At 27.0% G+C, this 24,184-nt stretch carries 25 protein-coding genes; 10 read left to right on the forward strand and 15 right to left on the reverse strand.

Going from position 1 to position 24,184, the window contains the following annotated elements:
• Position 1: 1 nt before the first annotated feature.
• The 3 genes from trkA to ACTTA6_RS02840 are packed head-to-tail and all read right to left on the reverse strand — an operon-like array spanning position 2 to position 4,532.
• Positions 2-1,393, reverse strand: coding sequence for a Trk system potassium transporter TrkA (gene trkA, locus ACTTA6_RS02830; RefSeq protein ID WP_440614416.1), 1,392 nt, complete (start codon positions 1,391-1,393; stop codon positions 2-4).
• On the reverse strand, positions 1,394-2,749 hold the full coding sequence (locus tag ACTTA6_RS02835; protein WP_440614417.1) for a sigma-54-dependent transcriptional regulator: 1,356 nt from the start codon (positions 2,747-2,749) through the stop codon (positions 1,394-1,396).
• A gap of 1 nt (position 2,750) precedes the next feature.
• Positions 2,751-4,532, reverse strand: coding sequence for an ATP-binding protein (locus ACTTA6_RS02840; protein WP_440614418.1), 1,782 nt, complete (start codon positions 4,530-4,532; stop codon positions 2,751-2,753).
• A gap of 23 nt (positions 4,533-4,555) precedes the next feature.
• Here ACTTA6_RS02840 and ispF point away from each other — a divergent pair, with 23 nt between their 5' ends.
• The 3 genes from ispF to ACTTA6_RS02855 are packed head-to-tail and all read left to right on the forward strand — an operon-like array spanning position 4,556 to position 6,611.
• Positions 4,556-5,656, forward strand: coding sequence for a 2-C-methyl-D-erythritol 2,4-cyclodiphosphate synthase (ispF, locus tag ACTTA6_RS02845; protein ID WP_440614419.1), 1,101 nt, complete (start codon positions 4,556-4,558; stop codon positions 5,654-5,656).
• Positions 5,653-6,144, forward strand: a complete 492-nt coding sequence (locus ACTTA6_RS02850) for a phosphatidylglycerophosphatase A family protein (protein ID WP_440614420.1) — start codon at positions 5,653-5,655, stop codon at positions 6,142-6,144. Before ispF ends, ACTTA6_RS02850 begins: the two co-directional genes overlap by 4 nt.
• Entirely contained in the window at positions 6,144-6,611 is a 468-nt protein-coding gene (locus ACTTA6_RS02855; protein WP_440614421.1) for a CinA family protein, read from the forward strand. The genes ACTTA6_RS02850 and ACTTA6_RS02855 overlap by 1 nt, the downstream gene beginning before the upstream one ends.
• Here the strand turns inward: ACTTA6_RS02855 and ACTTA6_RS02860 are convergent.
• The 8 genes from ACTTA6_RS02860 to tpiA are packed head-to-tail and all read right to left on the reverse strand — an operon-like array spanning position 6,608 to position 13,035.
• Entirely contained in the window at positions 6,608-7,045 is a 438-nt protein-coding gene (locus ACTTA6_RS02860; RefSeq protein ID WP_440614422.1) for a type II toxin-antitoxin system RatA family toxin, read from the reverse strand. The two genes, ACTTA6_RS02855 and ACTTA6_RS02860, sit on opposite strands and share 4 nt — an antisense overlap.
• Positions 7,045-7,965, reverse strand: a complete 921-nt coding sequence (lipA, locus tag ACTTA6_RS02865) for a lipoyl synthase (protein WP_440614423.1) — start codon at positions 7,963-7,965, stop codon at positions 7,045-7,047. The genes ACTTA6_RS02860 and lipA overlap by 1 nt, the downstream gene beginning before the upstream one ends.
• Positions 7,955-8,257 (reverse strand): FtsB family cell division protein, encoded by a 303-nt coding sequence (locus ACTTA6_RS02870; protein WP_440614424.1) that lies wholly within the window; start codon positions 8,255-8,257, stop codon positions 7,955-7,957. The genes lipA and ACTTA6_RS02870 overlap by 11 nt, the downstream gene beginning before the upstream one ends.
• Positions 8,257-9,513 (reverse strand): phosphopyruvate hydratase, encoded by a 1,257-nt coding sequence (gene eno / locus ACTTA6_RS02875; RefSeq protein ID WP_440614425.1) that lies wholly within the window; start codon positions 9,511-9,513, stop codon positions 8,257-8,259. Before eno ends, ACTTA6_RS02870 begins: the two co-directional genes overlap by 1 nt.
• Positions 9,510-10,331 (reverse strand): 3-deoxy-8-phosphooctulonate synthase, encoded by an 822-nt coding sequence (gene kdsA, locus ACTTA6_RS02880; RefSeq protein ID WP_440614426.1) that lies wholly within the window; start codon positions 10,329-10,331, stop codon positions 9,510-9,512. The genes eno and kdsA overlap by 4 nt, the downstream gene beginning before the upstream one ends.
• Positions 10,328-11,944: a CTP synthase gene (locus tag ACTTA6_RS02885; protein ID WP_440614427.1), complete on the reverse strand. Its 1,617-nt coding sequence runs from the start codon at positions 11,942-11,944 to the stop codon at positions 10,328-10,330. Before ACTTA6_RS02885 ends, kdsA begins: the two co-directional genes overlap by 4 nt.
• Before the next feature lie 44 nt (positions 11,945-11,988).
• Positions 11,989-12,288: a preprotein translocase subunit SecG gene (gene secG / locus ACTTA6_RS02890; RefSeq protein WP_440614428.1), complete on the reverse strand. Its 300-nt coding sequence runs from the start codon at positions 12,286-12,288 to the stop codon at positions 11,989-11,991.
• Positions 12,289-12,294: 6 nt separating this feature from the next.
• The gene (tpiA, locus tag ACTTA6_RS02895) at positions 12,295-13,035 is read right to left on the reverse strand and encodes a triose-phosphate isomerase (protein ID WP_440614429.1); all 741 of its coding nucleotides are present in this window, start codon (positions 13,033-13,035) and stop codon (positions 12,295-12,297) included.
• A 23-nt stretch (positions 13,036-13,058) separates the two neighbouring features.
• Here tpiA and ACTTA6_RS02900 point away from each other — a divergent pair, with 23 nt between their 5' ends.
• From ACTTA6_RS02900 to gltX, 7 genes are all read left to right on the forward strand, one after another.
• Positions 13,059-14,510: a SurA N-terminal domain-containing protein gene (locus ACTTA6_RS02900; protein ID WP_440614430.1), complete on the forward strand. Its 1,452-nt coding sequence runs from the start codon at positions 13,059-13,061 to the stop codon at positions 14,508-14,510.
• On the forward strand, positions 14,510-15,967 hold the full coding sequence (trpE, locus tag ACTTA6_RS02905) for an anthranilate synthase component I (RefSeq protein WP_440614681.1): 1,458 nt from the start codon (positions 14,510-14,512) through the stop codon (positions 15,965-15,967). Before ACTTA6_RS02900 ends, trpE begins: the two co-directional genes overlap by 1 nt.
• Positions 15,967-16,533: an anthranilate synthase component II gene (locus tag ACTTA6_RS02910; protein WP_440614431.1), complete on the forward strand. Its 567-nt coding sequence runs from the start codon at positions 15,967-15,969 to the stop codon at positions 16,531-16,533. The genes trpE and ACTTA6_RS02910 overlap by 1 nt, the downstream gene beginning before the upstream one ends.
• Before the next feature lie 3 nt (positions 16,534-16,536).
• Positions 16,537-17,529: an anthranilate phosphoribosyltransferase gene (gene trpD / locus ACTTA6_RS02915; RefSeq protein WP_440614432.1), complete on the forward strand. Its 993-nt coding sequence runs from the start codon at positions 16,537-16,539 to the stop codon at positions 17,527-17,529.
• Positions 17,522-18,313 carry an indole-3-glycerol-phosphate synthase gene (locus tag ACTTA6_RS02920; RefSeq protein WP_440614433.1) on the forward strand — a complete coding sequence of 264 codons (792 nt, stop codon included), beginning with the start codon at positions 17,522-17,524 and terminating at the stop codon, positions 18,311-18,313. Before trpD ends, ACTTA6_RS02920 begins: the two co-directional genes overlap by 8 nt.
• An 89-nt stretch (positions 18,314-18,402) precedes the next feature.
• A complete protein-coding gene (gene lexA, locus ACTTA6_RS02925) occupies positions 18,403-19,080 on the forward strand; it encodes a transcriptional repressor LexA (RefSeq protein WP_075506669.1) in 678 nt (225 codons plus the stop codon).
• A gap of 22 nt (positions 19,081-19,102) precedes the next feature.
• Complete coding sequence (gene gltX, locus ACTTA6_RS02930; protein WP_440614434.1) at positions 19,103-20,500, forward strand: glutamate--tRNA ligase; 1,398 nt, start codon at positions 19,103-19,105, stop codon at positions 20,498-20,500.
• Here the strand turns inward: gltX and lpxB are convergent.
• Genes lpxB through lpxD form a run of 4 tightly spaced genes read right to left on the reverse strand, consistent with a single transcriptional unit; the run spans position 20,480 to position 24,156 of the window.
• Complete coding sequence (gene lpxB, locus ACTTA6_RS02935) at positions 20,480-21,613, reverse strand: lipid-A-disaccharide synthase (RefSeq protein ID WP_440614435.1); 1,134 nt, start codon at positions 21,611-21,613, stop codon at positions 20,480-20,482. The genes gltX and lpxB overlap by 21 nt on opposite strands.
• Entirely contained in the window at positions 21,610-22,395 is a 786-nt protein-coding gene (locus tag ACTTA6_RS02940; RefSeq protein WP_440614436.1) for an LpxI family protein, read from the reverse strand. The genes lpxB and ACTTA6_RS02940 overlap by 4 nt, the downstream gene beginning before the upstream one ends.
• A gap of 1 nt (position 22,396) precedes the next feature.
• On the reverse strand, positions 22,397-23,179 hold the full coding sequence (gene lpxA / locus ACTTA6_RS02945; protein ID WP_440614437.1) for an acyl-ACP--UDP-N-acetylglucosamine O-acyltransferase: 783 nt from the start codon (positions 23,177-23,179) through the stop codon (positions 22,397-22,399).
• Positions 23,176-24,156, reverse strand: coding sequence for a UDP-3-O-(3-hydroxymyristoyl)glucosamine N-acyltransferase (lpxD, locus tag ACTTA6_RS02950; protein WP_440614438.1), 981 nt, complete (start codon positions 24,154-24,156; stop codon positions 23,176-23,178). The genes lpxA and lpxD overlap by 4 nt, the downstream gene beginning before the upstream one ends.
• Positions 24,157-24,184 lie beyond the last annotated feature (28 nt).

Below are 24,184 nucleotides of genomic sequence, written 5' to 3' on the forward strand. Positions count from 1 at the left end.
ATTAAATTGAGCTAATTCTAAAAATATTTTCAACGACTGAGATTGAGTCTTTTTTGGCTAAAAAAACAACTTTATCATCTTTTTGAAATACAAAATCTGATCTAGGTATAATTACTTTATCGTCTCTAAGAATAGCACCTATTCGAATTTCTTCTGGTAAGTTTGAATTTTTTAATTCTTTATTGATTAATTCAGATGTCTCAATGATTTCGGCTTCTATAACTTCATATTCACCATTCATAATTGTATAAGCTGTTTCTATAGTGCCTTTATGGATATGTTTTAAAATACTCGATACAGTATTCATTCTAGGATCAATCAAATCATCAATTTTAAGTGAATTTTGTAATAATGAATAGTTTGGTTTATTAATTAATGCCATTGTTCTTTTGTCGTCAATTTCTTTTTCATCTTTTGCAAATTTTTCGACTAAAACACTTACCATTAAGTTATCTTCATCATCGTTTGTAAGAGCTAGAACAGTCTCTGCTTCTTCTAAGTTTGCTTCAGCTAAAACTTCCTCATCTAACGCATCTCCATTGATAACTATTGTATTGTTTAGCTCACTTGCAAGAAATTCAGCCCTATCTTTATTTTTTTCAATAATTTTTACTCTTGCAGCATCTAAATTTTCTTCAATATTTTTGGCTAAATTAAAACCAATATTACCTCCACCAACTATAAGAATTTTTTTAGAAACTTTTTCGTTATGTCCAAATGCTTCCAGTGTTTCTGACATTTGAGTTGAATTTATAATTACATAAATTTTATCATTGGCTATTATTTCATCGGTTTTTTTTGGAATAAAAAACTTATCCTCTCTTATTACACCTATTACATTTGCTTTGAGATTAGGGTATTTTTTTGTAAGATCACTTAATTTAATATTGATCAAATTACAATTTTCATTAATTAATATTTCTAATAGCCTGATTTTATTGTCTGCAAAAGGAACACTGTCTAAAGCTCCAGGAGCTTCGAGTTTTCTTTGGATTGATTTTGCAATTTCAATTTCTGGTGAAATAATAACATCTATAGGTAAGTTTTCTTTGTTATAAACAGTTGTAAACTTGGGATTTAAATAATCCTGAGATCTTATTCTGGCAATCTTTTTTGGTATTTTAAAAATAGAAAATGCAATTTGGCATATAACCATATTAATTTCATCATTTCGAGTTACTGCTATAATCATATCAGCCTCTTGCGCATTAGCCTTTTCAAGAATTGATGGGTAACTTCCTTTTCCCACAATAGCTTTAACATCAAGTGCATCATCAATTTTTTGAATATCTTCACTCGACGGATCTATAACTGTAATAGAATGGCCTTGTTCACTAAGCTGTTTGGCAATAGTGAAGCCTACTCTTCCCGCACCACAAATGATTATGTTCATTTAATTAAATTCTTTAATTCCTAAGCCTTTTAACTTTCTATGTAAGGCACTTCTTTCCATTCCAACAAAATTAGCTGTTTTTGAAATATTTCCATTAAATTTTTTCAGTTGAATAGTTAAATACTCTTTTTCAAATTTTTCTCTAGCTTCTTTTAATGGCACAGATAGGCTGTTTTCAGCCAATTGTTCTTTGAAATTAATATTTTTTAAGGATTCTTTTATTATATTTGAAATTTTTTCCTTTGTGTCAGGCTGTAAAATCGCAATTCTTTCTATCAGATTTCTTAACTCTCTAACATTACCGTGCCAATCATGATTTAGGATATAAGTATTGTCTTCTTCTATTTCTAATTCATTAATATTGTAGTTTTCAGATATTTTTTTTGAAAAATATTTAATCAAAAGTGGAATATCTGAAATACGTTGACTCAATGGTTCAACATTTATTTCAAAAACATTAAGTCTATGAAATAAATCTTCTCTAAAATTTCCTATTTCAATTTCTTTCTTCAAATCCTTACTTGAGGAGCATATTAATCTAACATTTACACTTATGTCATTTGAACCATTAACTCTCTTAAATTTTTGATCAGTTAAAACTCTTAAAATTTTTGATTGTATATCTAAAGGTATTTCAGAAACTTGATCTATTAATAAGGTTCCTTTGTTAGCTTTTTCTAAAGCTCCATAAGATATAGAGCCATTATCCTTTTCTTCTCCGAACAATTCAAGTTCATATTTATTTGAGTCTAATAAAGCTCCATTCAAAACTACAAAGGGATTTTTATTTCTTATTGATAATTTATGAATTTTTCTTGCAATTAATTCTTTTCCAGATCCTGAAGGACCATTAATAAATACTCTACTTTCTGTAATAGAAATTTTGTTAATTTGATCATTTATATTTAGAATATTTTTGCTATTTCCAATTAATTCATATGATGAAAATAATTTTGTTTCATATTCTTTATTTTGTTTTTTAAGATTGTAGTTTTCAACTGCTCTTCTAACAAAATTAAGCAATCTCTCTTGATCAAAAGGTTTTTCAATAAATTCAAAAGCACCTTCATGAAGGGATTTTACTGCCATTTCAATGTTAGCGTGACCTGAAATTATAATAACAGGCACATCTTTATCTTTTGATTTAATATGTGACAACAATTCTATTCCATCATTATCACCTTTATCCAATTTAACATCAAGTATCGCAACATCTGGAAGTTTTTTATCTATTTCGGATAATGCTTGATTGTAATTAGCAGCAAGTCTTGTTTTGTAACCAGCATCCAAAATTAACTCATTAATGATATTCCTTATATCAGCGTTATCATCTACAATTAAAATTTCAGAACTCATTCTATTTAATAAAATCTATTTTAATTTTTGCACCTTCGTCTAAAGGTATAAATTCAATTTTTCCATTATGGTCATTTATAATTTTACTCACTATTGAAAGACCAAGTCCAGTTCCATTTTTTTTAGTAGTAAAGTATGGATTTAAAATATCTTTAATATTTGCTGCAAATATTCCAAAACCGATACCATTATCAATTAAGTTGATTGTTATATGGTTATTTTCTTCATTAACTTCAATCGTGATTATTTTCTCTAAATTACTGTCATTTTCTGCTCTTTGTTGGATACTTTCGATAGAATTTTTAATCAAATTAAAGAAAACTCTCGCAAGCTGTTCTTTATCACTATTTAAAAAAATTTCTTTTTGATTGCTGTTAACAGAAATACTAATCGAATTATCTAGCTCATTTAATAATTTAATGTTTTCCTGAATAATTTGAATTAAATTGTTTTCTTTTAAAATAGGCTTCGGCATACGTGCAAAATCTGAAAATTCATTAACTAAATTTCCAATTTGTTTAATTTGATTATTTATGATCTTAAGATTTTCATTAAAATTTTCTTTTTCATTTTCATTTACCTGATTGGAATATTTTATTTTCATTCTATCTATCGTTAATTGAATTGGAGTTAATGGGTTTTTAATTTCATGTGCAAGTTTTCTAGCTAAATTGCTCCATGCTTCATGTCTTTCATTAATAATTAATTTTTCTTGTTGATTTCTAAGTCTATCTATCATCAAGTTAAAATTTTTATTTAATACTTCCAAATCTTTGTCAGTTTTTACTTCTGGAACTTTTGTATCAAATTTTCCTTCACCAATAGATACAGAAGCGTTGATTAAATTATTAATAGACCTGAAAAATCTAGAAGAAAATCTAATAGCAATTGATATAGAGACAAATAATAATACACTTACAACTATTACATAAATAATTGCAAAAGAAATTTTAATACCTGTGCTCTTTTCTTCAACAGTGTAATAAAAATTAATAGCTTCTTGTGACTCGTTTAAGTATCTTGAAATATCTTTATCAAGATATTTTACAACGTACAAAAATCTATTATCAAAATTTTGCAATCTCATAATTGCTGCAGACATATTTTCTGGAGCATTAATAATTTTTAAAGGTCTATCATCGTCAAGAACTAATGCTAAAGCTCTATCAACAGGTGGTATGTATGGCTGATTGTCTTTAAGAGATGTAAACAATAGTTCTTTATTTACGTTGATAATATGGATCTCATCAACATCTCTGATTAATTTCTGTGTATCTAAAAATCTTTTATATTCTTTAGGATTATCGTTTAAAAAATTTTTACTTTTATTGGTATCAAAAGCAATCAGTACAATATCTGATTGAATTTTGTTTCTAATCTCTTCAACATAGTTTCTTGCAAGCTCATAAGAATTATTAACAACAGTGGTGACCTTTTTGTCAAAATATTTTTCTAAAGCAAAAGAAAATAAAAATAATGAAAAAATAGAAATTAAAACTGAAGGTATTAAAGTGAATAGAGCAAAAACAGTAATATATTTTTTATTAGATTTTAAACCATCTTTATCAACATCTGTTCTTATTGCACTTCTAATTTCAAAAAAAATAAAAACAAAAAGAGCGGCTAGTAAAAAAATATTTAGTATCAGCAGATATTGTAAATTTTTATCTGTTAGTTGAATAAAACCTTTATCAATAAAAGTTAAAAACGTTAAAAAACCTATCGATAATGTGATAATAAATAATATTATCAAATAAATATTTTTTTTAATAAAATCTGACATTTGGGTATAAAATTTCTATAAATATGAATAACTATTTTATAATACTAGCTTCAGGACAAAGCAAAAGGTTTAATTCAAAAAAACCCAAACAATACAACATTTATGAAGGCAAACCTTTATTCAAACACTCTGTTGATAAGGCTTTAAAGTCAAAACTTTTTAAAAAAATAATAATTGTAGTTAACAAAAAAAATGAAATTAAAGAAAAATTTCCAAAAAATGTCTCCATTATAATTGGTGGGAAAGAAAGATCTGATTCTTCGTTAATTGCTTTAAAGTTTATTAGGAAATACAAACCTAGCAATGTTCTTATACATGATGCTGCAAGACCAAATTTTACCATAAATCTGTTAAAAAAATTAATAACTTCACTAAAAAAAAATAAAGCAGCGATACCAGTAATTAAATCAAAAGACTCGATTAAATATAAAATAAAAAATCAAATATATAATTTAAATCGAGATAATTCTATTCTTACACAAACACCTCAAGCTTTTAAATTTCAAGATTTGTACAAATTATCAATTAAACACAAAAAAGTGATTACAGATGAAGCAACATTATTTATTGAAAACAATATTAAAGTAAAATTTATTCAAGGTGAAAATTTAAATAGTAAAATTACTTTCAAAGAAGATATTAAAGAAAAATTAACATACTTTGGTATTGGATTTGATATCCATAGATTAATCAAAGGTAAAAAACTATATTTAGGAGGTGTTAAAATACCTTATCATTCAGGTTTGAAAGGACATTCTGATGGGGATGTAATTATTCATTCTATAATTGACTCTATATTGGGAGCTATGAGAAAAAAGGATATTGGAACTTTTTTTCCAGATAACAGCAACAAGTTTAAAAATATTAGATCTCCAAAAATGCTAAAACCAATAATCAAATTATTAAATTCAAATACTTATCATATCAATAATTTAGATATTAATCTGATATGTGAAAAACCAAAAATATCAAAATATAGAGATAAAATATTAAATTCACTTTCAAATCTGTTAGATTTAAATAAAGATTTAATTAATTTAAAAGGTAAAACTGCGGAAAAACTTGGATTAATAGGAAAAGAAAAAGCAATTGCCTGTGAAGTAATTTGCTCGATATCAAAATGAAAAAAATTAATGTTTTAATCTCAACATTCTTTGGGTACGGATACTTAACAAAAATGCCTGGCACCGTTGCATCGCTTGTCACAACAGTCTTTATTTATATAGCTTATGAAATTCTTGATTATACGAGTTTAAAATTCTCAATAGTCTTTTTTATTATTTTGTTTTTTTACTCTTTTTATGCGGTTAAAGACACAGAGAGTGAATTTGAAAATAAAGATCCTAGACAAATTGTAATTGATGAAGTTTTGGGTCAATCAATGCCTTTGATACTTTTGCTATATTTAAATCAAACCAATCAAATTAATATTGCCATTGAATTTTATTATATTATTTCTTTATTATCTTTTAGATTTTTTGATATTTTAAAGCCATTTCCGGTAAGCTATTTCGATAAAAATCATAAGAATTATTTTGGTATAATTATGGATGATATAATGGCTGGTCTTTACTCAATGGTTGTAGTCTATTTAGTCAGTTTCATATTTTGATGAATTTAAAAAAACTACATAAAAAATTGATAGATAAAAAATTAACAATTTCTGTAGCTGAATCTTGCACGGGAGGTTTGTTGGCTAGCAATCTTACTAAATTAGCAAATTCATCCAAGTACTTTCAAATGGGTTTAATTACTTACTCTAATGAGGCTAAAACTAAAATCTTAAAAGTAGATAGAAATATCATTAAAAAATATGGCGCTGTAAGCAAAGAATGCTGTAAAGAAATGGTAAAGAATTTATCTAAAATTTCTAAAAGCAAAATTAATGTATCAATTACTGGTATAGCTGGGCCCGGAGGAGGATCAAAATTAAAACCAGTTGGTCTTGTCTATATTGGGATTAAAATAGGAAAATATTTATTAATTTTAGAAAATAAATTTAAATCTAGAAACAGATCAAGTATTCAAAAAAATACAGTAAGAGAAGTATTAAATAAAATTACAAAGATTATTTCTTAAAGATTTTCAGCTCTTTTTTGAAAAGCATCAGCTATTTTGTTTAAACCAAATTGAAATGATTTTTCCATTATTAAATTCAAAAACTTATTTTTAATTTCAAAATCAACATCAAATTGAACTTCTGTTAAATTATCTTTTTCTAAAAATTTCCAATTATTTTCAAGATGTTTTAAGGGACCATCAATATTGGTTACATGAATAGAGTCGTTTTTTTTATCATATCTAACATCGCTTTTATAAGTATCTATAAAGGGTCTTTTTCCAATGGTCAGATCAGCAATTATTTTTTTAACATCCCCCTCGTCATTTGTTTCATAAACTTTTGAATCTATGCAAAATGGAATGAATTCAGGATACTTTTCAATATCTAAAACAAAATCAATTAATGTTTTTTTATCACGTGCGATGTGACGTGTAACTGATGCTTTAGGCATTAATTACTTTTTATTCTGTTTTGTTGTAACTTAGCAAAATCTTCATCGGCATGATAAGAAGATCTTGTTAAGGGTGATGAGGAAACCAATATAAATCCCTTAGCTTTTGCTATAGTTCCTAAATCATCAAATTCTTTTGGGGTATAATATCTATCTAATGGAAAATGTTTTGTTGATGGCTGCAAGTACTGGCCGATAGTCATAAAATCTACATCAGCTGCTCTTAAATCATCCATAACTTGCAATATTTCATCTCTTGTTTCTCCTAACCCAACCATAATTCCAGATTTAGTAAAAATATTTTTATCAATTTTCTTTGCATTTTTTAAAAGTTCTAAGGATGCAAAATATCTGGATCCTGGTCTTACTTTTAAATAAAGGCTAGGGACAGTTTCAATATTATGATTAAAAACATCTGGTTTAGCCTCAATAACTTTTTTATATGCTTCCCCTTTTCTTAAAAAATCTGGTGTTAAAACTTCTATGGTTGTATTTGGATTTGATTTTCTTGTTTGGTTAATCACATTATAAAAATGTTCAGAACCTCCGTCGTCTAAATCATCTCTATCAACTGAAGTTATTACAACATGTTTTAAATTTAACTTCTTTACAGCTTCTGCAATTTTGACTGGTTCTAATAAATCTAAATTTCCTGGAACGCCAGTTTTAACATCACAAAAAGCACATGCTCTTGTACAAGTATCACCCATTATCATAAAAGTTGCGTGTCTCTTACTCCAGCACTCAGTGATATTTGGACAGTTTGCTTCCTGACAAACAGTTACAAGATTGTTGTTGTTAACTATTGTTTTTGTTAAAAAAAATTCTTTACTGTTTGTAAGCTTTGATCTGATCCAATCTGGTTTTTTTTTAATTGGATTTATCGGCTTATTTTCTTTTTCAGGATGTCTACTTTTCATCTTTTTTAATTAAATAAATTGTTTCACCTTTTTTACCAAATAAAAATCTTTCTCTGATTAATATTTCCACATAATCTAAATCTAGATTTGTACTTAATAGAGAATTTTTATGATCAATATCCTCTATTTTGTTAACTAATAATACCTCTTCTTTTTTCAAGTCAGACAAAAGTTCTTTTTTTTCAAAATATGAAAAAAGCCCTCTTTCTCCAGAAACTAAATTAAAAATAAAATAAAATATTAAAAAAATTGATATTAATAAAAAATAATTTTTTTTTATTAATCTCAACATTAATTGATTTTATTCATTCTTGCCTTATTTCCAAGTTCTTCTTCAATTCGAATTAATTGATTGTATTTAGCAACTCTTTCTGAACGTGCTAAAGATCCTGTTTTAATTTGGTTAGAATTTGTTCCAACTGCTAAATCAGCGATGAATGTGTCCTCACTATCTCCAGATCTATGAGAAATTATTGTTTTATAACCGATAGTTTGAGCAAATTTAATTACATCTAGAGTTTCAGAAACAGTGCCTATCTGATTAAGTTTAATTAATATCGAATTAGATGAGATATTTAAAAATCCTTTTTTTAATCTCTCAAGATTTGTAACATAAAGATCATCTCCCACAATCTGAACCTTTTTGACAGAACGCATTAATTTATTCCAAGCTAACCAATCATTTTCTGCAAAAGGATCTTCTATAGATTTAATTTTATATTTCTTAATAATTTTTTGGTATTCTTTTATTGATTTTTCAACAGAAACAAAACTTTTAGAATGGATTGAATATTTGTTTTTTTTTAATAGTTCATTTGCAGCTACATCCAAACAAATTGAAACATCTTTACCATTAACAAATCCAGATTTCTTAATTGCTGAAACAATCAAATCTAAAGCCTGGTTATTGCTACTAATCATAGGTGCAAAACCTCCCTCGTCACCAACTGATGTAGAATAACCTTTGTTTTTTATTAAATTACTTAGGTTTTTAATTACAACAAAACAAATCCTCATTGCTTCTGAGAAACTTTTTGCTCTATCTGGTCTTATCATAAATTCTTGAATTCTAAGTCCATTGTTAGCATGAGCTCCACCATTAATAATATTCATTAATGGATAAGGTAATTGAAAATTATTTTTTAAAAAAAATGTCTTATACAAAGGTAGTTTTTTTACTTTTGCAGAAAGTTTTTTTACAGCCATTGATACTGCAAGCATAGCATTTGCACCTAGATTAGTTTTTTGTCTGGTACCGTCTAAATTAATTAATAAGGTATCAATTCTCTCTTGATTATGAACGCTTTGACCTGTTAATTTTTTTGAAATTTTTGAATTTACTAATTCAACAGCTTTTAAAACACTTTTACCTAGATACTTCTTATTATTTTTATCTCGTTTTTCAAAAGCTTCATAAGTTCCAGTTGATGCACCTGATGGGCATATAGCAGATGCACTTAAATTATTTGTATAAACCTCTGCCTCTACAGTTGGATTTCCCCGACTATCAAAAACTTGCCGTGCTTTTACTTTTGTTATTTTACTCACTTAATAAGCTTATCAATTTCAGTTAACTGTTTTAGTAAATTTTCTAGTTTATCTAGAGGAACCATGTTAGGTCCATCAGATGGTGCATTATCAGGATCTTGATGAGTTTCTATAAATACACCAGCAACCCCAACAGCAACAGCAGCTCTTGCAAGATACTCAACAAATTCCCTTTGACCTCCAGAAGAATCTCCTTGTCCTCCAGGTTGTTGAACTGAATGCGTTGCATCAAAAATAACTGGATAACCATTCTTAGCCATAATAGGTAAAGATCTCATGTCAGAGACCAATGTGTTGTAACCAAAACTTGCACCTCTTTCAGTAACAAGAATATTAGTATTTCCTGAGTCTGAAATTTTTTTTGTAACATTTACCATGTCCCAAGGAGCTAAAAATTGACCCTTTTTAACATTTATAATTTTGTTTGTTTTTGCAGCAGCAATTAAAAGATCAGTTTGTCTGCAAAGAAAAGCTGGAATTTGCAAAACATCAACATGATTAGCAACTACTGAACATTGCTCTGAATTATGAATATCAGTTAAAATTGGAATATTTAATTCTTGTTTAATTTTGTCAAACACAGGTAATGAAGCTTCCAAACCAGCACCTCTTTTACCTTTTAAACTTGTTCGATTAGCTTTATCAAAAGAGGTTTTATAAATAAAACCTAAACCATATTTGGAAGTTATTTCTTTTATTTTTCCAGCCATGTCCATTGCATGCTGTTCTGTTTCAAGCTGACATGGACCAGCAATAATACAAATTTTTTTATCGTTTGAAATTTCTATGTTCCCACAATTGACTCTAATACTACTCATTTATGATTTTTTGCTGCTTTGATAAATGAAGAGAATAAAGGATGAGGAGATAAAGGTCTAGATTTAAATTCAGGATGGAACTGAACTCCAATAAACCAAGGATGATTTTTAAGTTCAATTATCTCAGGAAGTTTATTATCTGGTGATAAACCAGAAAATATTAGTCCATTTTTCTCAAATTTTTCCTTAAATGAAATATCCACTTCATATCTATGTCTGTGTCTTTCTTTGATTAATCTTGATTTATAGATATCTCTAATTTTAGACTTATCTTTTAAAATTGCATCATAAGAACCAAGTCTCATTGTACCACCTAAATTTTTATCAGTACCTTTAACTTTTTTTCCACTTTTTTCCCACTCATTCATTAAACCAATTATATGAACACCACCTCTATCAAACTCTGAAGAAGTTGCTTTTTTAATTTTTAATTTATTTCTAGCAAATTCTATTATTGCCATTTGCATACCGTAACAAATACCTAGAAATGGTATTTTATTAATTCTGGCATATTTAATTGCTTCGATTTTTCCCTCAGTCCCTCTTTTTCCAAAACCTCCTGGTATTAGAATACCTGAAACATTTTTAAGTTTACTTTTAATTTCATAAACTTTTAATTTTTCTGAATCAATTCTAACTAAATTTACCTTTAGATTATTTGTAATTCCTCCGTGAGTTAAAGCTTCATCTAATGATTTATATGCATCTTTTAATTCTACATATTTACCTATTATCGCAATATTAACTTGTTTTTTTGTATTAAGTGTAATTTTAGTAATTTTCTTCCAAGGATTTAGGTTATTTGATTTTTTTGATTTTATTTTAAAATAATCTAAAACTTGAACATCCAACTTTTCTTTAGCAAAACTAATTGGAGCTTCATAAATTGTTTTTACATCAACTGTTTCAATTACATTTTTAATATCAACATTGCAAAATAGAGATATTTTTTTTCTATGCTCCAAAGGTATTGGTCTTTCTGACCTGCAAATAATTATATCAGGTTGAATACCAATACTTCTCAATTCTTTAACAGAATGTTGTGTTGGTTTAGTTTTTATTTCATCTGAAGCTTTTAAATATGGAACTAAAGTTAAATGAATAAATAAAGAATTTTTTTTCCCAATATCATTTGAAAATTGTCTTATAGCTTCAACAAATGGCAAACTTTCAATATCTCCTACAATTCCACCTATTTCGCAAATTACAAAATCTTCTTTTGACGTATCGTATTTAATAAATTCTTTAATTCTATCAGTTATATGTGGAATAACTTGAACTGTCTTTCCAAGATATTCTCCTTTTCGTTCTTTCCTCAGAACATCACTATAAATTTTTCCTGAAGTAATATTATCTGTTTTCTTTGCGGTAACTCCTGAAAATCTCTCGTAATGACCTAAGTCTAAATCTGTTTCAGCACCATCATCTGTTACAAAAACTTCTCCATGTTGGAATGGACTCATTGTACCAGGGTCAACATTTAGATAAGGATCTAATTTTCTAAGTCTAACTTTGTAACCTCGAGATTGTAGAAGATAAGCTAGTGATGCTGATGATAGACCTTTTCCAAGGGATGAAACCACGCCGCCAGTGACAAATATATATCGCGCCATGGAATTATCTTATAGCTAATTAAAATAGAAATAGAAAGTATAAATTAATTATTCTCAGGTATTGATGGAGTATCTTCAGTTTTTTCCTCAATTGTGTCTAAAACTGATCTTGTAGGTGTTAACTCTGCTCTAGAAATTATTGTAAGGGCCAAACTACAAATAATAAATAAAGTTGCAACTATTGCGGTCGCTTTAGTAATAAAACTACCAGCCGATCTTGATAGCATGAAATTTTCTTGTGAAACACCGATACCTAGCGCACCACCCTCTGATTTTTGAAGTAGCACTAAAACAACCAAAATAAATGCAAGTATGATGTTAATTACAAGTAACAATGTTTCCATGTGGGTCTAATTAATGGTTTTTTTAATTATATCAATAAATTTCTTTGGATTTTGTGATGCTCCACCTATTAAAAAACCATCTATCTCTGGAATTATTTTTAATTGATCAATATTTTTACTGTTAACAGAGCCTCCATATAAAACTTTTGGAGATTTTTTTCCAAATTTACTTTTTATATATTTAATAGATTTAGATAATTCATCTGATGCAGGGATTAAACCAGTTCCAATTGACCATACTGGTTCGTATGCAATAATTATATCATTAATTTTTTTGATAGATTTTAATCCTTTCTTTAATTGACTATTTAAAACTTGATTAGTCTTTTTATCTCTTTTTTGTTTTAGAGTTTCGCCAATACAAAAAATAATTTTTAAACCAGATTTAATTGAATTTTTTATTTTAAGATTAATTAGTTTGTCATTTTCTCCAGCAATTCTGTTTTCAGAATGACCCAAGATCACATATTTTGCTCCAACACTTTTGAGCATTCTTGCATTAACCTGACCTGTAAAAGCTCCATAATCTAAACTTTCATGAGAATTTTGTGCGCCAATTTCAATATTAGTTTTACTAAGTCTCTTTGAAATTGGACGTATTAGAGTATTTGGAGGACAATAAATTAGTTTGAAATTATTTTTTTTATAACTTTTCGAGAATTTAATAACTTTATCTAATGAATTTATAGTTTTTAAATCACCAAACATTTTCCAATTAGCTATAAAATACATATATTTATTTGTCATATTTGAATTTTTAATCTATAGATTTGTTTTTTACAGATCAAATAATTTATGAAATCATGATAAGTAACCTAAGAAAATTTTCTTCATCCAAAATTGCAGCTGTATTTGTTTTTTTAATTGCAGCACCACTTGTTTTTGCAGGTTTTTTTGGTGGTTTTGGTTCAAGTAACCAAAACAATATTGCCAAAATAAATAAAACTAACATTACCACTCAAGATTTCATGGACTATGTTAATCAAAGTGGAATTTCACAAGAGGCAATAAGAAATAATTTAGACAATAATATTATAGAAGAATTATTATCAGGACTTATTTCAACAACTTTAATTGATCTAGAGATAGAGGATTTTAAACTTTCTATTAACGAAAAGACAATATTAAAATATTTAAAAGACAATAAAAATTTTAAAGGTGAAAATGGTGCATTTGAAAGAATTAAATATGAAAAATTTTTACTTTCAAACAATATGTCCGCTCCTTTGTTTGAATTAAAATTAAAAAATCAAGGTTTACAAAAACACCTATTTGATTTTATTGGTGCAGGTACTGTTACGCCTGAATTTCTAATAGAAAGTAAATTTGAGGAAAACAATAAATCATTAGCTATTGAATACTTTGATATGGAAAATCTATATAAGATTAAAGAAAATTATACATCAGAAGAAATCAATACTTTTGTTGAAGAGAATAAAGATCAATTAAAAAGAGAATATATTGATTTCAAATATGTGGTTTTAAATCCAAAAAATTTAATTGGAATTGATGAATTTAATCAAGATTTTTTTAATGAAATTGATGAAATAGAAAATAAAATTTCTCAAAGTGAAAGTTTTAATTCGATCATTGAGAACATAAATGTAGATGTGATTGATATCAGAGAATTTATTCCAGATTCAGAAGCTAGTTCAGATGAGGAGTTAATTTACTCTAAGAAATCAAACAAATTAGATATATTTGAAAATGGCGATAATTTTATTCTTTATAATATAGATAATGAATATGACCGTTCACCAGACCTCAATGATGAAATAGTAAAAAGTGAAATTGCCGAACTTGTTTATCAAAAAGGTAAATTTGATTACAATAGAAAAATAATTGAAGAAATACAGAGTGATGTGTTTAATGAAAGTAAATTTTTAGAGTTAAGTTCGGGTAAAATCCAATCTGGATCAATTAATTCAATTAATGATGATGAGCTGTTTGAAGTAAATTCAATTAAAATGCTTTACTCATTACCTCAAAATTCTTTTGCTTTAGTAAACAACACTAATAATCAAATATTTTTAGTCAAAATAAAAGATATCAATAAAAATACTATAAATAAACAAGCTGAAGAATATAAAGGATTTGTAAATTCACAAAATACAAATAATAGAAAAAGTATTTTACAATCGTACGATACCCTGCTGAATAATAAATATCAGGTTCAATTGAATCAAAAAACTATTGATAGAATTAAAAACTATTTCAAATGATAATTAATCGAAGCTTCAAGGATTTTAAGTTTCGACATAGAAGCAAAAAAAATCAGATTATATACACTTCTAAAAAAGTAAATTCTGATGATGAAGTAATAAATTTAATTGATAATTTTTTAGAGGAAAAAAATAGTTTTATATTTGAGTCTGTTGAAAAAGGAAAAATTAAAGGTAGATACACAATTTTTGGTAAAGATCCTGATAAGATATGGGAGTTCAACAATCAAAAGTCATATTTAATCACTGAAAATAAAAAAATCATTCTTAAAGATAAACCTGAAGAGTTAATAGAAAAAATTATTGAAAATTTTAAATTTGATACACCTAAGAATTTACCTAAAATTTGTTCGCTAATTTCAGGTTATTTTTCATACGACTCTATTAGGTACATAGAAAAAATTCCTAACTCATGTAAAAATGATCTTAATTTACCTGATGTAAGATTGATGAGACCAAGAACCTTGGTTATTCATGATAATTTAAAAAAAGAAATATTTTATATAAGAAATGTTTTTAATGATGAAAAAATTAAAAATTATCAAAAAAAATATGACACTATAAAAACTGATCTATTTAAACTATTAATTCAATCATCGATCAAAAATATTGATACAAAAAGAGTGTTTAAAGAAAAAAAAATTAAAGTTAAATCAAACACATCTAAAAATAAATTTCTTGCGATGGTTAATAAAGCTAAGAAATACATTAAACTTGGTGATATTTTTCAAGTTGTTTTAAGTCAAAGATTTGAAGCAAAATTAACAAAAAAACCTTTGGAAATTTATAAAAAACTTAGAGTAACTAACCCCTCTCCTTTTATGTTTTACTTCAAATTTAATGACTTCCAAATTATTGGGGCAAGTCCAGAAATTTTAGTAAGACTAAGAGATAATAAAATTACAGTTAGACCAATAGCAGGTACTAGACCAAGAGGAAAAAATAGAAAAGAAGATCTTTTTTATGAAAAAGACCTTCTTAAAGATAAAAAAGAACTTTCTGAACATTTAATGCTTTTAGATCTAGGAAGAAATGATGCTGGTAAAGTATCAAAAATAAATACTGTAAAGGTAACTGAGAGTTTCATAATTGAGAGGTACTCTCATGTAATGCATATAGTTTCCAATGTAGTTGGAGAGTATAATAAAAAGTTTTCAAAATTTAAATCACTGTTGTCAGGATTTCCTGCTGGTACTGTTTCTGGTGCTCCTAAAATAAGAGCAATGGAAATTATTGATGAATTAGAAACATCGAAAAGAAAAGTTTACGCTGGTGGAATTGGATACTTTTCTGCTAATGGTGAATTTGATACTTGTATTGCATTAAGAACGGCTGTTGCAAAAAATAAAAAATTCTATGTACAAGCTGGAGCAGGTATCGTGGCTGATAGTAAACCTACAAACGAATATGATGAAACAGTGAACAAGGCGAAAGCTTTGATTAATGCTTTAAGATAATGAAAATATTATTAATAGATAATTATGATAGTTTTACATTTAATCTTTATCATTACATTTCTTCATTAGATGTAAAAGTTGATGTGATAAGAAATGATAAAATTAACTCTAAAGAAATATTAAGAAAAAAATATGATAAAATTGTTATTTCACCTGGACCTGGAAATCCAAATCAATCTGGAAATTGCATAAGCATTTTAAAATCATTACATAAAAAATTGCCCTTTTTAGGTGTTTGTCTTGGACATCAAATTATAGGTCAAGTTTTTGGATCTAAAATTATTCAAGCAAAAAAGTTAATGCACGGAAAAACCAGCAAAATTAAATCACAAAAAATTGGGATTTTAAAAAATCTACCTCGTACCTTTGAAGCTACAAGATATCATAGCTTAATTATTGATAAAAAAACCCTTTCGAAAGATTTAGAAATTACAGCTGAAACTGATGATGGGGTAATTATGGCCATCCAACATAAGCAATTTAATATTCATGGTGTACAATTCCATCCAGAAAGTATTAAAACTAAAATGGGAATAAAAATTTTAAAAAATTTTATAAATTATTGATTAATGGAAAAGATTTTAGAAAAACTTAAAAATAAAGAAAATTTAACCTTAGAAGAAAGTAAATCGGCATTTGAAATTTTGATGACTGGTAAAGCTGATGAGGATCAAATCTATAATTTTTTAACACTTCTGTCTGAAAAAGGAGAAGTTGCAGATGAAATTGCTGGAGGTGTTTATGTGCTTAGAGAAAAATCTAAAAGAGTAAACGTTCAAGATTGTATAGATACATGTGGTACAGGTGGTGATGGTATGAACACTGTTAATATATCAACTGCATCAGCCTTACTTTTAGCTAGCATGGGTATAAAAGTTGCAAAGCACGGCAATAAAGCGGTATCTTCAAAATGTGGCTCTGGAGACGTTTTGGAAGCTCTTAATATTAAAATTGATTTAGAGCCGAGAGAAATAGAGGAAGAAATTAGCAATAACAATTTTGGTTTCATGTTCGCTCCAAATTATCATAGCGCCATGAGATTTGTAGGTCCTGTAAGAAAGAAAATTGGTAAAAGAACTATTTTCAACATGATTGGTCCTTTAAGCAATCCCGCTCTAGTAGAAAGACAGGTTGTTGGTGTATTTGATAAAAAATTATTAACAATTTTTGCAGAGGGATTAAAAAATTTAAATATAAAATTTGCATGGATAGTAAATAGCGAAGATGGATTGGATGAAATATCTCCTTATGCAAAAACAAATATAATGCAATTGAAGAATGGAAAAATATCTGAAATCCAGGTTGATCCTAATTCAATTGGTGTGAATGCAGAAAAATTTGAGAATTTAATTGGTAATGATGCAAAATTTAATGCAGATAAAATGATTGAAATATTTAAAGGTAAAGATAATGATTTTTCAAAAGCAGTTTGTTTAAATGCTGCAGCTGGTTTAATTGTTGCAGAAAAGTTTGTTGATTTTAAAGAGGCCTATAATCACGCAAGACAATTTATTCTTTCTGGTAAAACTTTTTCACATTTGGAACAAATACAAAATGTCTAAAAACGTTTTAGAAAATATAATTAAAAAGAAAATCGAAAAAATTGATAAACTAAAAAAATCAATAGATCTTAAAAAGCTAGATGAATTAATTCAAAAAAATAAATCATATATAAATTTTAAAGATAAAATTGAAAACAACTTAAAAGAAAATAAAACTTCAATTATTGCTGAAATAAAAAAAGCAAGTCCTTCAGCAGGTGTCATAATTGAAGACTACAATCCAGTAGAAATTGCTAATATTTATTTAAAAAACAATGTTACTTGTTTATCAGTTTTAACTGAAGAAGATTATTTTTTGGGAAATTTAATCCATATAAGTAAAATAAAAGATAAAGTTAATTTACCGATATTATGTAAAGATTTTTTTATTGATACTTTTCAAGTTCCACTTGCCAAAAGCTATGGTGCAGATGCAATTCTAATTATTTTAGCAGGTGTATCAGATGATCTTGCAAACAATTTATATCAAGAAGCATTGAAATTAGATATGTCAGTAATAGTAGAAGTACATACAGTTGAGGAGGCTCAAAAAGCATTAAATTTTAAAGATGCGCTAATTGGTATTAACAACAGAAACTTAAAAACACTTAAAACTGATATAAATACAACCTATGATATTTATAATGTTGTTAAAAACCATAAAGGACCTTTAATCTCTGAGAGTGGTATTAAATTTAAAGAAGAATTATTAGAATTAAACAGCAAGACTTCAATTAATACTTTTTTAATTGGTGAATCACTTTTGAAAAAATTGGATGAAAATTCAATTTTTTCAGTTTTGTAGTCAATTTATGCCCTATTTTTCTCACTTTTTTTAGTATTGTTAAATCAAAAGAACTTTTATAGAACATTCTTTGTACGATATTTGTTCTTATGCTAACAAAAAAACAAAAAAACCTGCTTTTATTTATCAACAAGAAGTTGAGAAGTTCAGGCGTATCTCCTTCTTACGAAGAGATGAAACAATCTTTAAACTTAAAATCAAAGTCAGGTATTCATAGATTGATTAGCGCCTTAGAAGAAAGAGGTTTTATTAAAAGATTGGCTCATAAAGCAAGAGCTTTAGAAGTTGTAAAATTACCTGAAACGGCTTCAGCAAATGATATTTATAATAGTTTTTCACCAAGTGTTATCAAAGGTGGTTTAGATGAAGAGGTTAATAATACAGATGAAATGGAAGTGCCAGTATTAGGAAAAATTGCAGCAGGTACTCCTGTAGAAGCAATACAAAATGAAGTTTCAAGAATACCATTACCAAATAATTTAGAAAAAAATGGAGATTATTTTGGATTGAAAGTTCAAGGTGACTCAATGATTGAGGCTGGAATCCACGAAGGAGATACAGTTATTATTAAAAGAACAGATACAGCAGATAATGGAAAAATTGTAGTCGCATTAATTGACGAACACGAAGCAATGTTAAAAAGAATTCGTAAAAAAGGTAAAGTTGTTGCATTGGAAAGTGCAAATAGAAATTATGAAACCAAAATATTTGGTCCCGATAGAGTAAAAGTTCAGGGTGTTTTGGTATCTTTATATAGAAACTTCTAAAAAAATAGTCTAAACATCTCGAATGTCAAAAGTAGCAACTCGTTTTGCTCCCTCTCCTACTGGGGCTCTTCATATTGGTGGTGTTAGAACTGCCTTGTTTAATTGGTTATATTCAAAAAATCAAAAAGGCACTTTTCATTTAAGAATTGAAGATACTGACAAAGAAAGATCGAAAGAAGAACACAAAATACAAATAATTAAATCCTTAAACTGGTTAGGGATAAAACATGATGGTGAAGAATATATTCAGTCAACAAAAATGGATGATCATGTGAAAATTGCAAATGAATTATTAAAAAATGGGTATGCCTATAAATGTTACTGTTCAACTGAAGAGATAGAAGAGCAAAAAAAAAGAGCTAGACAAAAGAAAATACCTTATATTTACAACAGAAAATGGAGGGATGCAGAAGAAAAAGATGCTCCTAAAGAAATTAAACCTGTAATTAGATTTAAAAGTAAAATTGAAGGAAGTTCAATTCTCAAAGATTTGGTTCAAGGTGATGTTGAAATAGAAAACAGCACAATAGAAGATTTTGTAATATTAAGAAATGATGGAACTCCAACTTATAATTTGTCAGCAACTGTAGATGATCATGAAATGGGAATGACGCATATAATTAGGGGTGATGACCATAAAATAAATACTTTTAAACAGATTCAAATTTATGAAGCAATGAAATGGGATGTGCCACTTTTTGCCCATATACCTTTAATTCATACAATAGAAGGTAAAAAATTATCCAAGAGAGATAATGCTTCAACATTGGATGACTATTCAAAAATTGGGATTATGCCTGACGCGTTAAGAAATTATTTGCTAAGACTAGGATGGTCATATCAAGACAAAGAAATATTTACTTTAGAGGAAAGTATAAAATTTTTTAACTTAGAAGGTATTGGAAAATCACCGTCAAAATTAGATATGAGCCGTATTTTTTCAATGAATGAGCACTATATTAAAAACATTGATGAAAATGATTTGTATGATCATCTTTTAAGATATTGTGAAGAATATAAAGATAAAATTAATACAGAAAAAGCATCAAAAATAAAACCATCTTTAGTATTTTTAAAAAACAAAGCAAAAACGCTGGAAGAAATATTTAATAATGCAAAATATATTATTAATGATGAAGTTGATTTTAATGAAAATGATTTAAAACTAATTGACGATAAATCCAAAAAAATAATTAATGAATTTCAAGATGAAATTAAAAACCTAGAAAGTTTAACTAGAGATAATTTAGAACCAATAGTTAACAACTTGATAAAAAAACATGAAACAAATTTCAAAGGTATAGGTCAACCGTTAAGAGTAGCGCTAACAGGATCCAAGTTTGGACCAGGCCTATATGATATTATTATATCCTTAGGTAAGGCAGATGTTGAGAAAAGATTAAATAAGATACTTAATTAAAATAGAACTTGCCTCACCAGCAGATGAAGTTTTAGACCTAATACCCTCTAAAGTTTTAGAGCATTCACTTACTTGTTTTTTCATCAATTTTGGGTTTTTAAGAAAATAAATAACAGACCTATATATTTCATCTGCATTACATTCTTTTTGAAGTAATTCAGGAATAACTTCACGATTATTAATTATATTTATAATATTTGCAAATTTTACATTAACTAACATTTTAAAAATCATAAAATTAATAAAACTAAGTTTATAAATAATAATTGATGGAACATTAAAATTACAAATTTGTAACGAAACAGTACCAGATTTTGAAACAGCAAAAATAGATTTTGACAAGATTTCAAATTTAATATTTTCTTCAGACACAATATCTATATTTTCAAAGTTACACTTTTTTACATGATCTAAAATTAAACTTTTATTTTCTTCAGTTGCATGAATATAAAAAAAATATTCATCATACTTTTTGTTCATTAATTTAATAAAATCCAATAAAATAGGCAACAAAACATTAATTTCAGAATTTCTGCTACCAGGAAATATAGATATTATTTTTTTATTTTCAGGTAAAATATTGTCAATAATAGTTTTGTTATTTGGATTTCTTTCTATCAGGGGATGGCCAACAAAAGTATTATTAATATTTTCTTCATCAAAGTATTTTTTTTCAAATTCAAACAACAAAAGAATGTGATCTATAAATTTTTTAATTTTTTTAACTCTATTCTTCCGCCATACCCATACTTGTGGCGCTACATAATGAATTGTTTTAATGTTGCTATTTATTTTTTTAACCTTTTCTGCTACTCGCAAAGTAAAATCAGGACTATCAACACTTAATAATACATCTGGATTAAATTTAAGTATTTCTTCTACAGTTTTATTTATTTTTGATTTAATTTTAAAAATATTAAATAATACACTTGTAAAACCTAGGTATGTAATTTCCTTCAAATCATAAATAGATTTAATTCCTAGTTTCTTTAAGTGACTGCCCCCAACAGATAAATATTCAATTTCAGAATTTTTTAGTTTTAATCTTGAAATTAAAGTTGAAGCAAGTTTGTCTCCTGATGGTTCGCCGGTTAATACAAAAATTTTTTTCATATAACTTTAACAAAAATTTTGTTTTTATTTGCAAAATTTAATACTTCTTTCTTATCAAGAAAAATATTCTTTTTAGATTTTAAAACGAGACCCTTTAATCCATATTTTTTAATATCTTTTAAAGTTTGTAAACCGACAGTTGGTAAATCCATTCTTAAATCTTGTTTATTTTTAGGTAATTTTATCAATATACCTTGTGAATTTTTCTTTACTTTTGAAAGCATTTTTTTTGTCCCTTGTCTTCCCTCTTTTGCAATAATATTTTCATCTTTGACAACTAAAGCCTGTATATGGTCTAAACTATTGATTTTATTAAAATAATTTTTAGCTTTTTCAATTGAGTTGTTATCATTCATATTAGGCTTATTTTTTGTATAGTTTCCTTTTTTAAGAGCTAGTTCTGGATTAAAATATATAGAACTAATTACTTTGATACCCTCATTTGCAAGAATATTAATTATCGATTTGATAATAGCAGCATCACCAATTTTAGAAGCTCTAATTACACTTGGCATATAGTATATACCTTTAAAATCTAATCTAAGGGATGAAAAATTAGGTTTTGTTATTTTGCCTGCAAATAAAACTTTTTTACAATTTTTTTTTTTAATTAAATTTATTATTTTTCCAAATTTTCCAATACTAATTCTGTGACAGTTTTTATCTTTTTTAAATTTATTATTTTTAGAAAAATCAATAATAAAATATTCTTTTTTTAATTTTTTAATTTTCTTTAAAACTATTTCAGGAAAATCTGTATCACCTAAAAACAAACCAATCATTTTATTTTGAAAAAGGAGTGCAAATTGGTCTTTTTTTATCTTTTTCTATAAAATTAACTACTTCTGCTACCAATTGATTTTTTCTTAAATCATTTGTTAAATTACTTAAATTCTCTGTTAAATTATCATTATTAAATATTATTTTATAAGCTTCACCAAGGGATAATATTTCTTTATTTGGAATATTTTTTCTTCTCAAACCAATTAGATTTAGTCCTTGCAATACACTTCTGTTTCCATGGGCTATACCATATGGTATCACATCTCTTACTACGCCACACATACCACCTATCATTGCAAATTTTCCAACTCTAGTAAATTGTTGTACAGCTGAATTACCACCGATTATAGCATTGTTATCCACATGGGCATGACCTCCCAATGGAACATTGTTTGCTAAAATAACGTTATCACCAACTATACAATCATGTGCAATGTGTGAAGAAACCATAAATAGACAATTATTACCAACTTTAGTTTTACCTCCACCACCTTCAGTGCCTGGATTAATGGTTACATACTCTCTTATTTTGTTGTTATCACCTATCTCTAATAAAGTTTTTTCACCTTTGTATTTTAAATCTTGTGGATCGTTCCCTATTGATGCAAATGGATAAATTTTATTATTACTACCTATAATCGTATTACCAGTTATGTTAACATGAGATTGCACAATTGTACCCTCTCCTATTTCTACATCTGGGCCAATTACAGAATAAGCTCCTATTGTTACATTTTTAGAGATTTTGGCATTTGAATCAATAATTGCAGTTTTATGTATCATTTGTTATCTCTTAAAAACTCTCTGATATTTTTCGCTGGATAACCCATTACTTTTGTATTATCTGGAATATTTCTTATTACTCCAGAGCCACCTCCAATTTCTACATTATTGCCAATTTTAATATGTCCTGAAATTCCTGCTTGACCACCTATTCTTACATTTGAACCAATAATTGAGCTACCAGCAATTCCTACTTGACCTGCTATGATTGAATTTTCTCCTATTCTAACATTGTGAGCTATGTGTATTTGATTGTCTAAATAGGTATTTTTTCCTATGACAGTATTTGACATTGAGCCTCTATCTATAGTATTTCCACATCCTATTTCACAATTTTCCTCAATAATTACAAGGCCAATGTGTGGATATCTTAAATTCTTCTTATTATTTGGAAAAAAACCAAAACCATGCTTTCCAATGACACAATTATCTAAAACTTTTACATTATCATTTATTAGAGAATTTCTTATTATTGTATTTGAACCGATTGAACAATTGTCTCCAATGAAAACATTTTTTTCAATTATTGAATTATGACCTATTTTGCAATTTGTACCTATTGATACATTTTCTCCAATCAAAACATTTTTACCATAATTTACTTTATGCTTAAAATTGGTTTTATTAATATCAATAGAAGTATCGTCAAAATCATCATTTAATGCATCTGGATAAAACATTGATGTTATTTTTGAAACTGATACCAAGACATTTTCAACAACCAAGGGTACGCATGAAGTTGGAAGTTCTTTTCTTAAAGACTCTGTAGTTATACAAAAAGATGCTTTAGTACTTTTTGCAATTTCGACATATTTTTTGGAATGTAAAAAAGTAATATCTGAAACGTTTGAACTGTGAAGATCTTTTATATCATTCAATTCAATATCTTTTTTTAAATTATCTATTTTAATGCCTATCAATTTTAAGATATCTGAAACCAAAAAAGGTCCATTGCATTTAAAAAATGGATTTGACATAATTGCTTTTAACAGAGCAATTTAACTT

The sequence above is a fragment of the Candidatus Pelagibacter sp. HIMB1636 genome (genome assembly GCF_052047675.1).
In the GTDB taxonomy this organism is placed as follows: domain Bacteria; phylum Pseudomonadota; class Alphaproteobacteria; order Pelagibacterales; family Pelagibacteraceae; genus Pelagibacter.

Coding starts and splice junctions, on each gene's coding strand:
- trkA (WP_440614416.1), bottom strand. CDS start 1,393: ATGAACATAATCATTTGTGGTGCGGGAAGAGTAGGCTTCACTATTGCC.
- ACTTA6_RS02835 (WP_440614417.1), bottom strand. CDS start 2,749: ATGAGTTCTGAAATTTTAATTGTAGATGATAACGCTGATATAAGGAAT.
- ACTTA6_RS02840 (WP_440614418.1), bottom strand. CDS start 4,532: ATGTCAGATTTTATTAAAAAAAATATTTATTTGATAATATTATTTATT.
- ispF (WP_440614419.1), top strand. CDS start 4,556: ATGAATAACTATTTTATAATACTAGCTTCAGGACAAAGCAAAAGGTTT.
- ACTTA6_RS02850 (WP_440614420.1), top strand. CDS start 5,653: ATGAAAAAAATTAATGTTTTAATCTCAACATTCTTTGGGTACGGATAC.
- ACTTA6_RS02855 (WP_440614421.1), top strand. CDS start 6,144: ATGAATTTAAAAAAACTACATAAAAAATTGATAGATAAAAAATTAACA.
- ACTTA6_RS02860 (WP_440614422.1), bottom strand. CDS start 7,045: ATGCCTAAAGCATCAGTTACACGTCACATCGCACGTGATAAAAAAACA.
- lipA (WP_440614423.1), bottom strand. CDS start 7,965: ATGAAAAGTAGACATCCTGAAAAAGAAAATAAGCCGATAAATCCAATT.
- ACTTA6_RS02870 (WP_440614424.1), bottom strand. CDS start 8,257: ATGTTGAGATTAATAAAAAAAAATTATTTTTTATTAATATCAATTTTT.
- kdsA (WP_440614426.1), bottom strand. CDS start 10,331: ATGAGTAGTATTAGAGTCAATTGTGGGAACATAGAAATTTCAAACGAT.
- ACTTA6_RS02885 (WP_440614427.1), bottom strand. CDS start 11,944: ATGGCGCGATATATATTTGTCACTGGCGGCGTGGTTTCATCCCTTGGA.
- secG (WP_440614428.1), bottom strand. CDS start 12,288: ATGGAAACATTGTTACTTGTAATTAACATCATACTTGCATTTATTTTG.
- tpiA (WP_440614429.1), bottom strand. CDS start 13,035: ATGACAAATAAATATATGTATTTTATAGCTAATTGGAAAATGTTTGGT.
- ACTTA6_RS02910 (WP_440614431.1), top strand. CDS start 15,967: ATGAAAATATTATTAATAGATAATTATGATAGTTTTACATTTAATCTT.
- trpD (WP_440614432.1), top strand. CDS start 16,537: ATGGAAAAGATTTTAGAAAAACTTAAAAATAAAGAAAATTTAACCTTA.
- ACTTA6_RS02920 (WP_440614433.1), top strand. CDS start 17,522: ATGTCTAAAAACGTTTTAGAAAATATAATTAAAAAGAAAATCGAAAAA.
- lexA (WP_075506669.1), top strand. CDS start 18,403: ATGCTAACAAAAAAACAAAAAAACCTGCTTTTATTTATCAACAAGAAG.
- gltX (WP_440614434.1), top strand. CDS start 19,103: ATGTCAAAAGTAGCAACTCGTTTTGCTCCCTCTCCTACTGGGGCTCTT.
- lpxB (WP_440614435.1), bottom strand. CDS start 21,613: ATGAAAAAAATTTTTGTATTAACCGGCGAACCATCAGGAGACAAACTT.
- ACTTA6_RS02940 (WP_440614436.1), bottom strand. CDS start 22,395: ATGATTGGTTTGTTTTTAGGTGATACAGATTTTCCTGAAATAGTTTTA.
- lpxA (WP_440614437.1), bottom strand. CDS start 23,179: ATGATACATAAAACTGCAATTATTGATTCAAATGCCAAAATCTCTAAA.
- lpxD (WP_440614438.1), bottom strand. CDS start 24,156: ATGTCAAATCCATTTTTTAAATGCAATGGACCTTTTTTGGTTTCAGAT.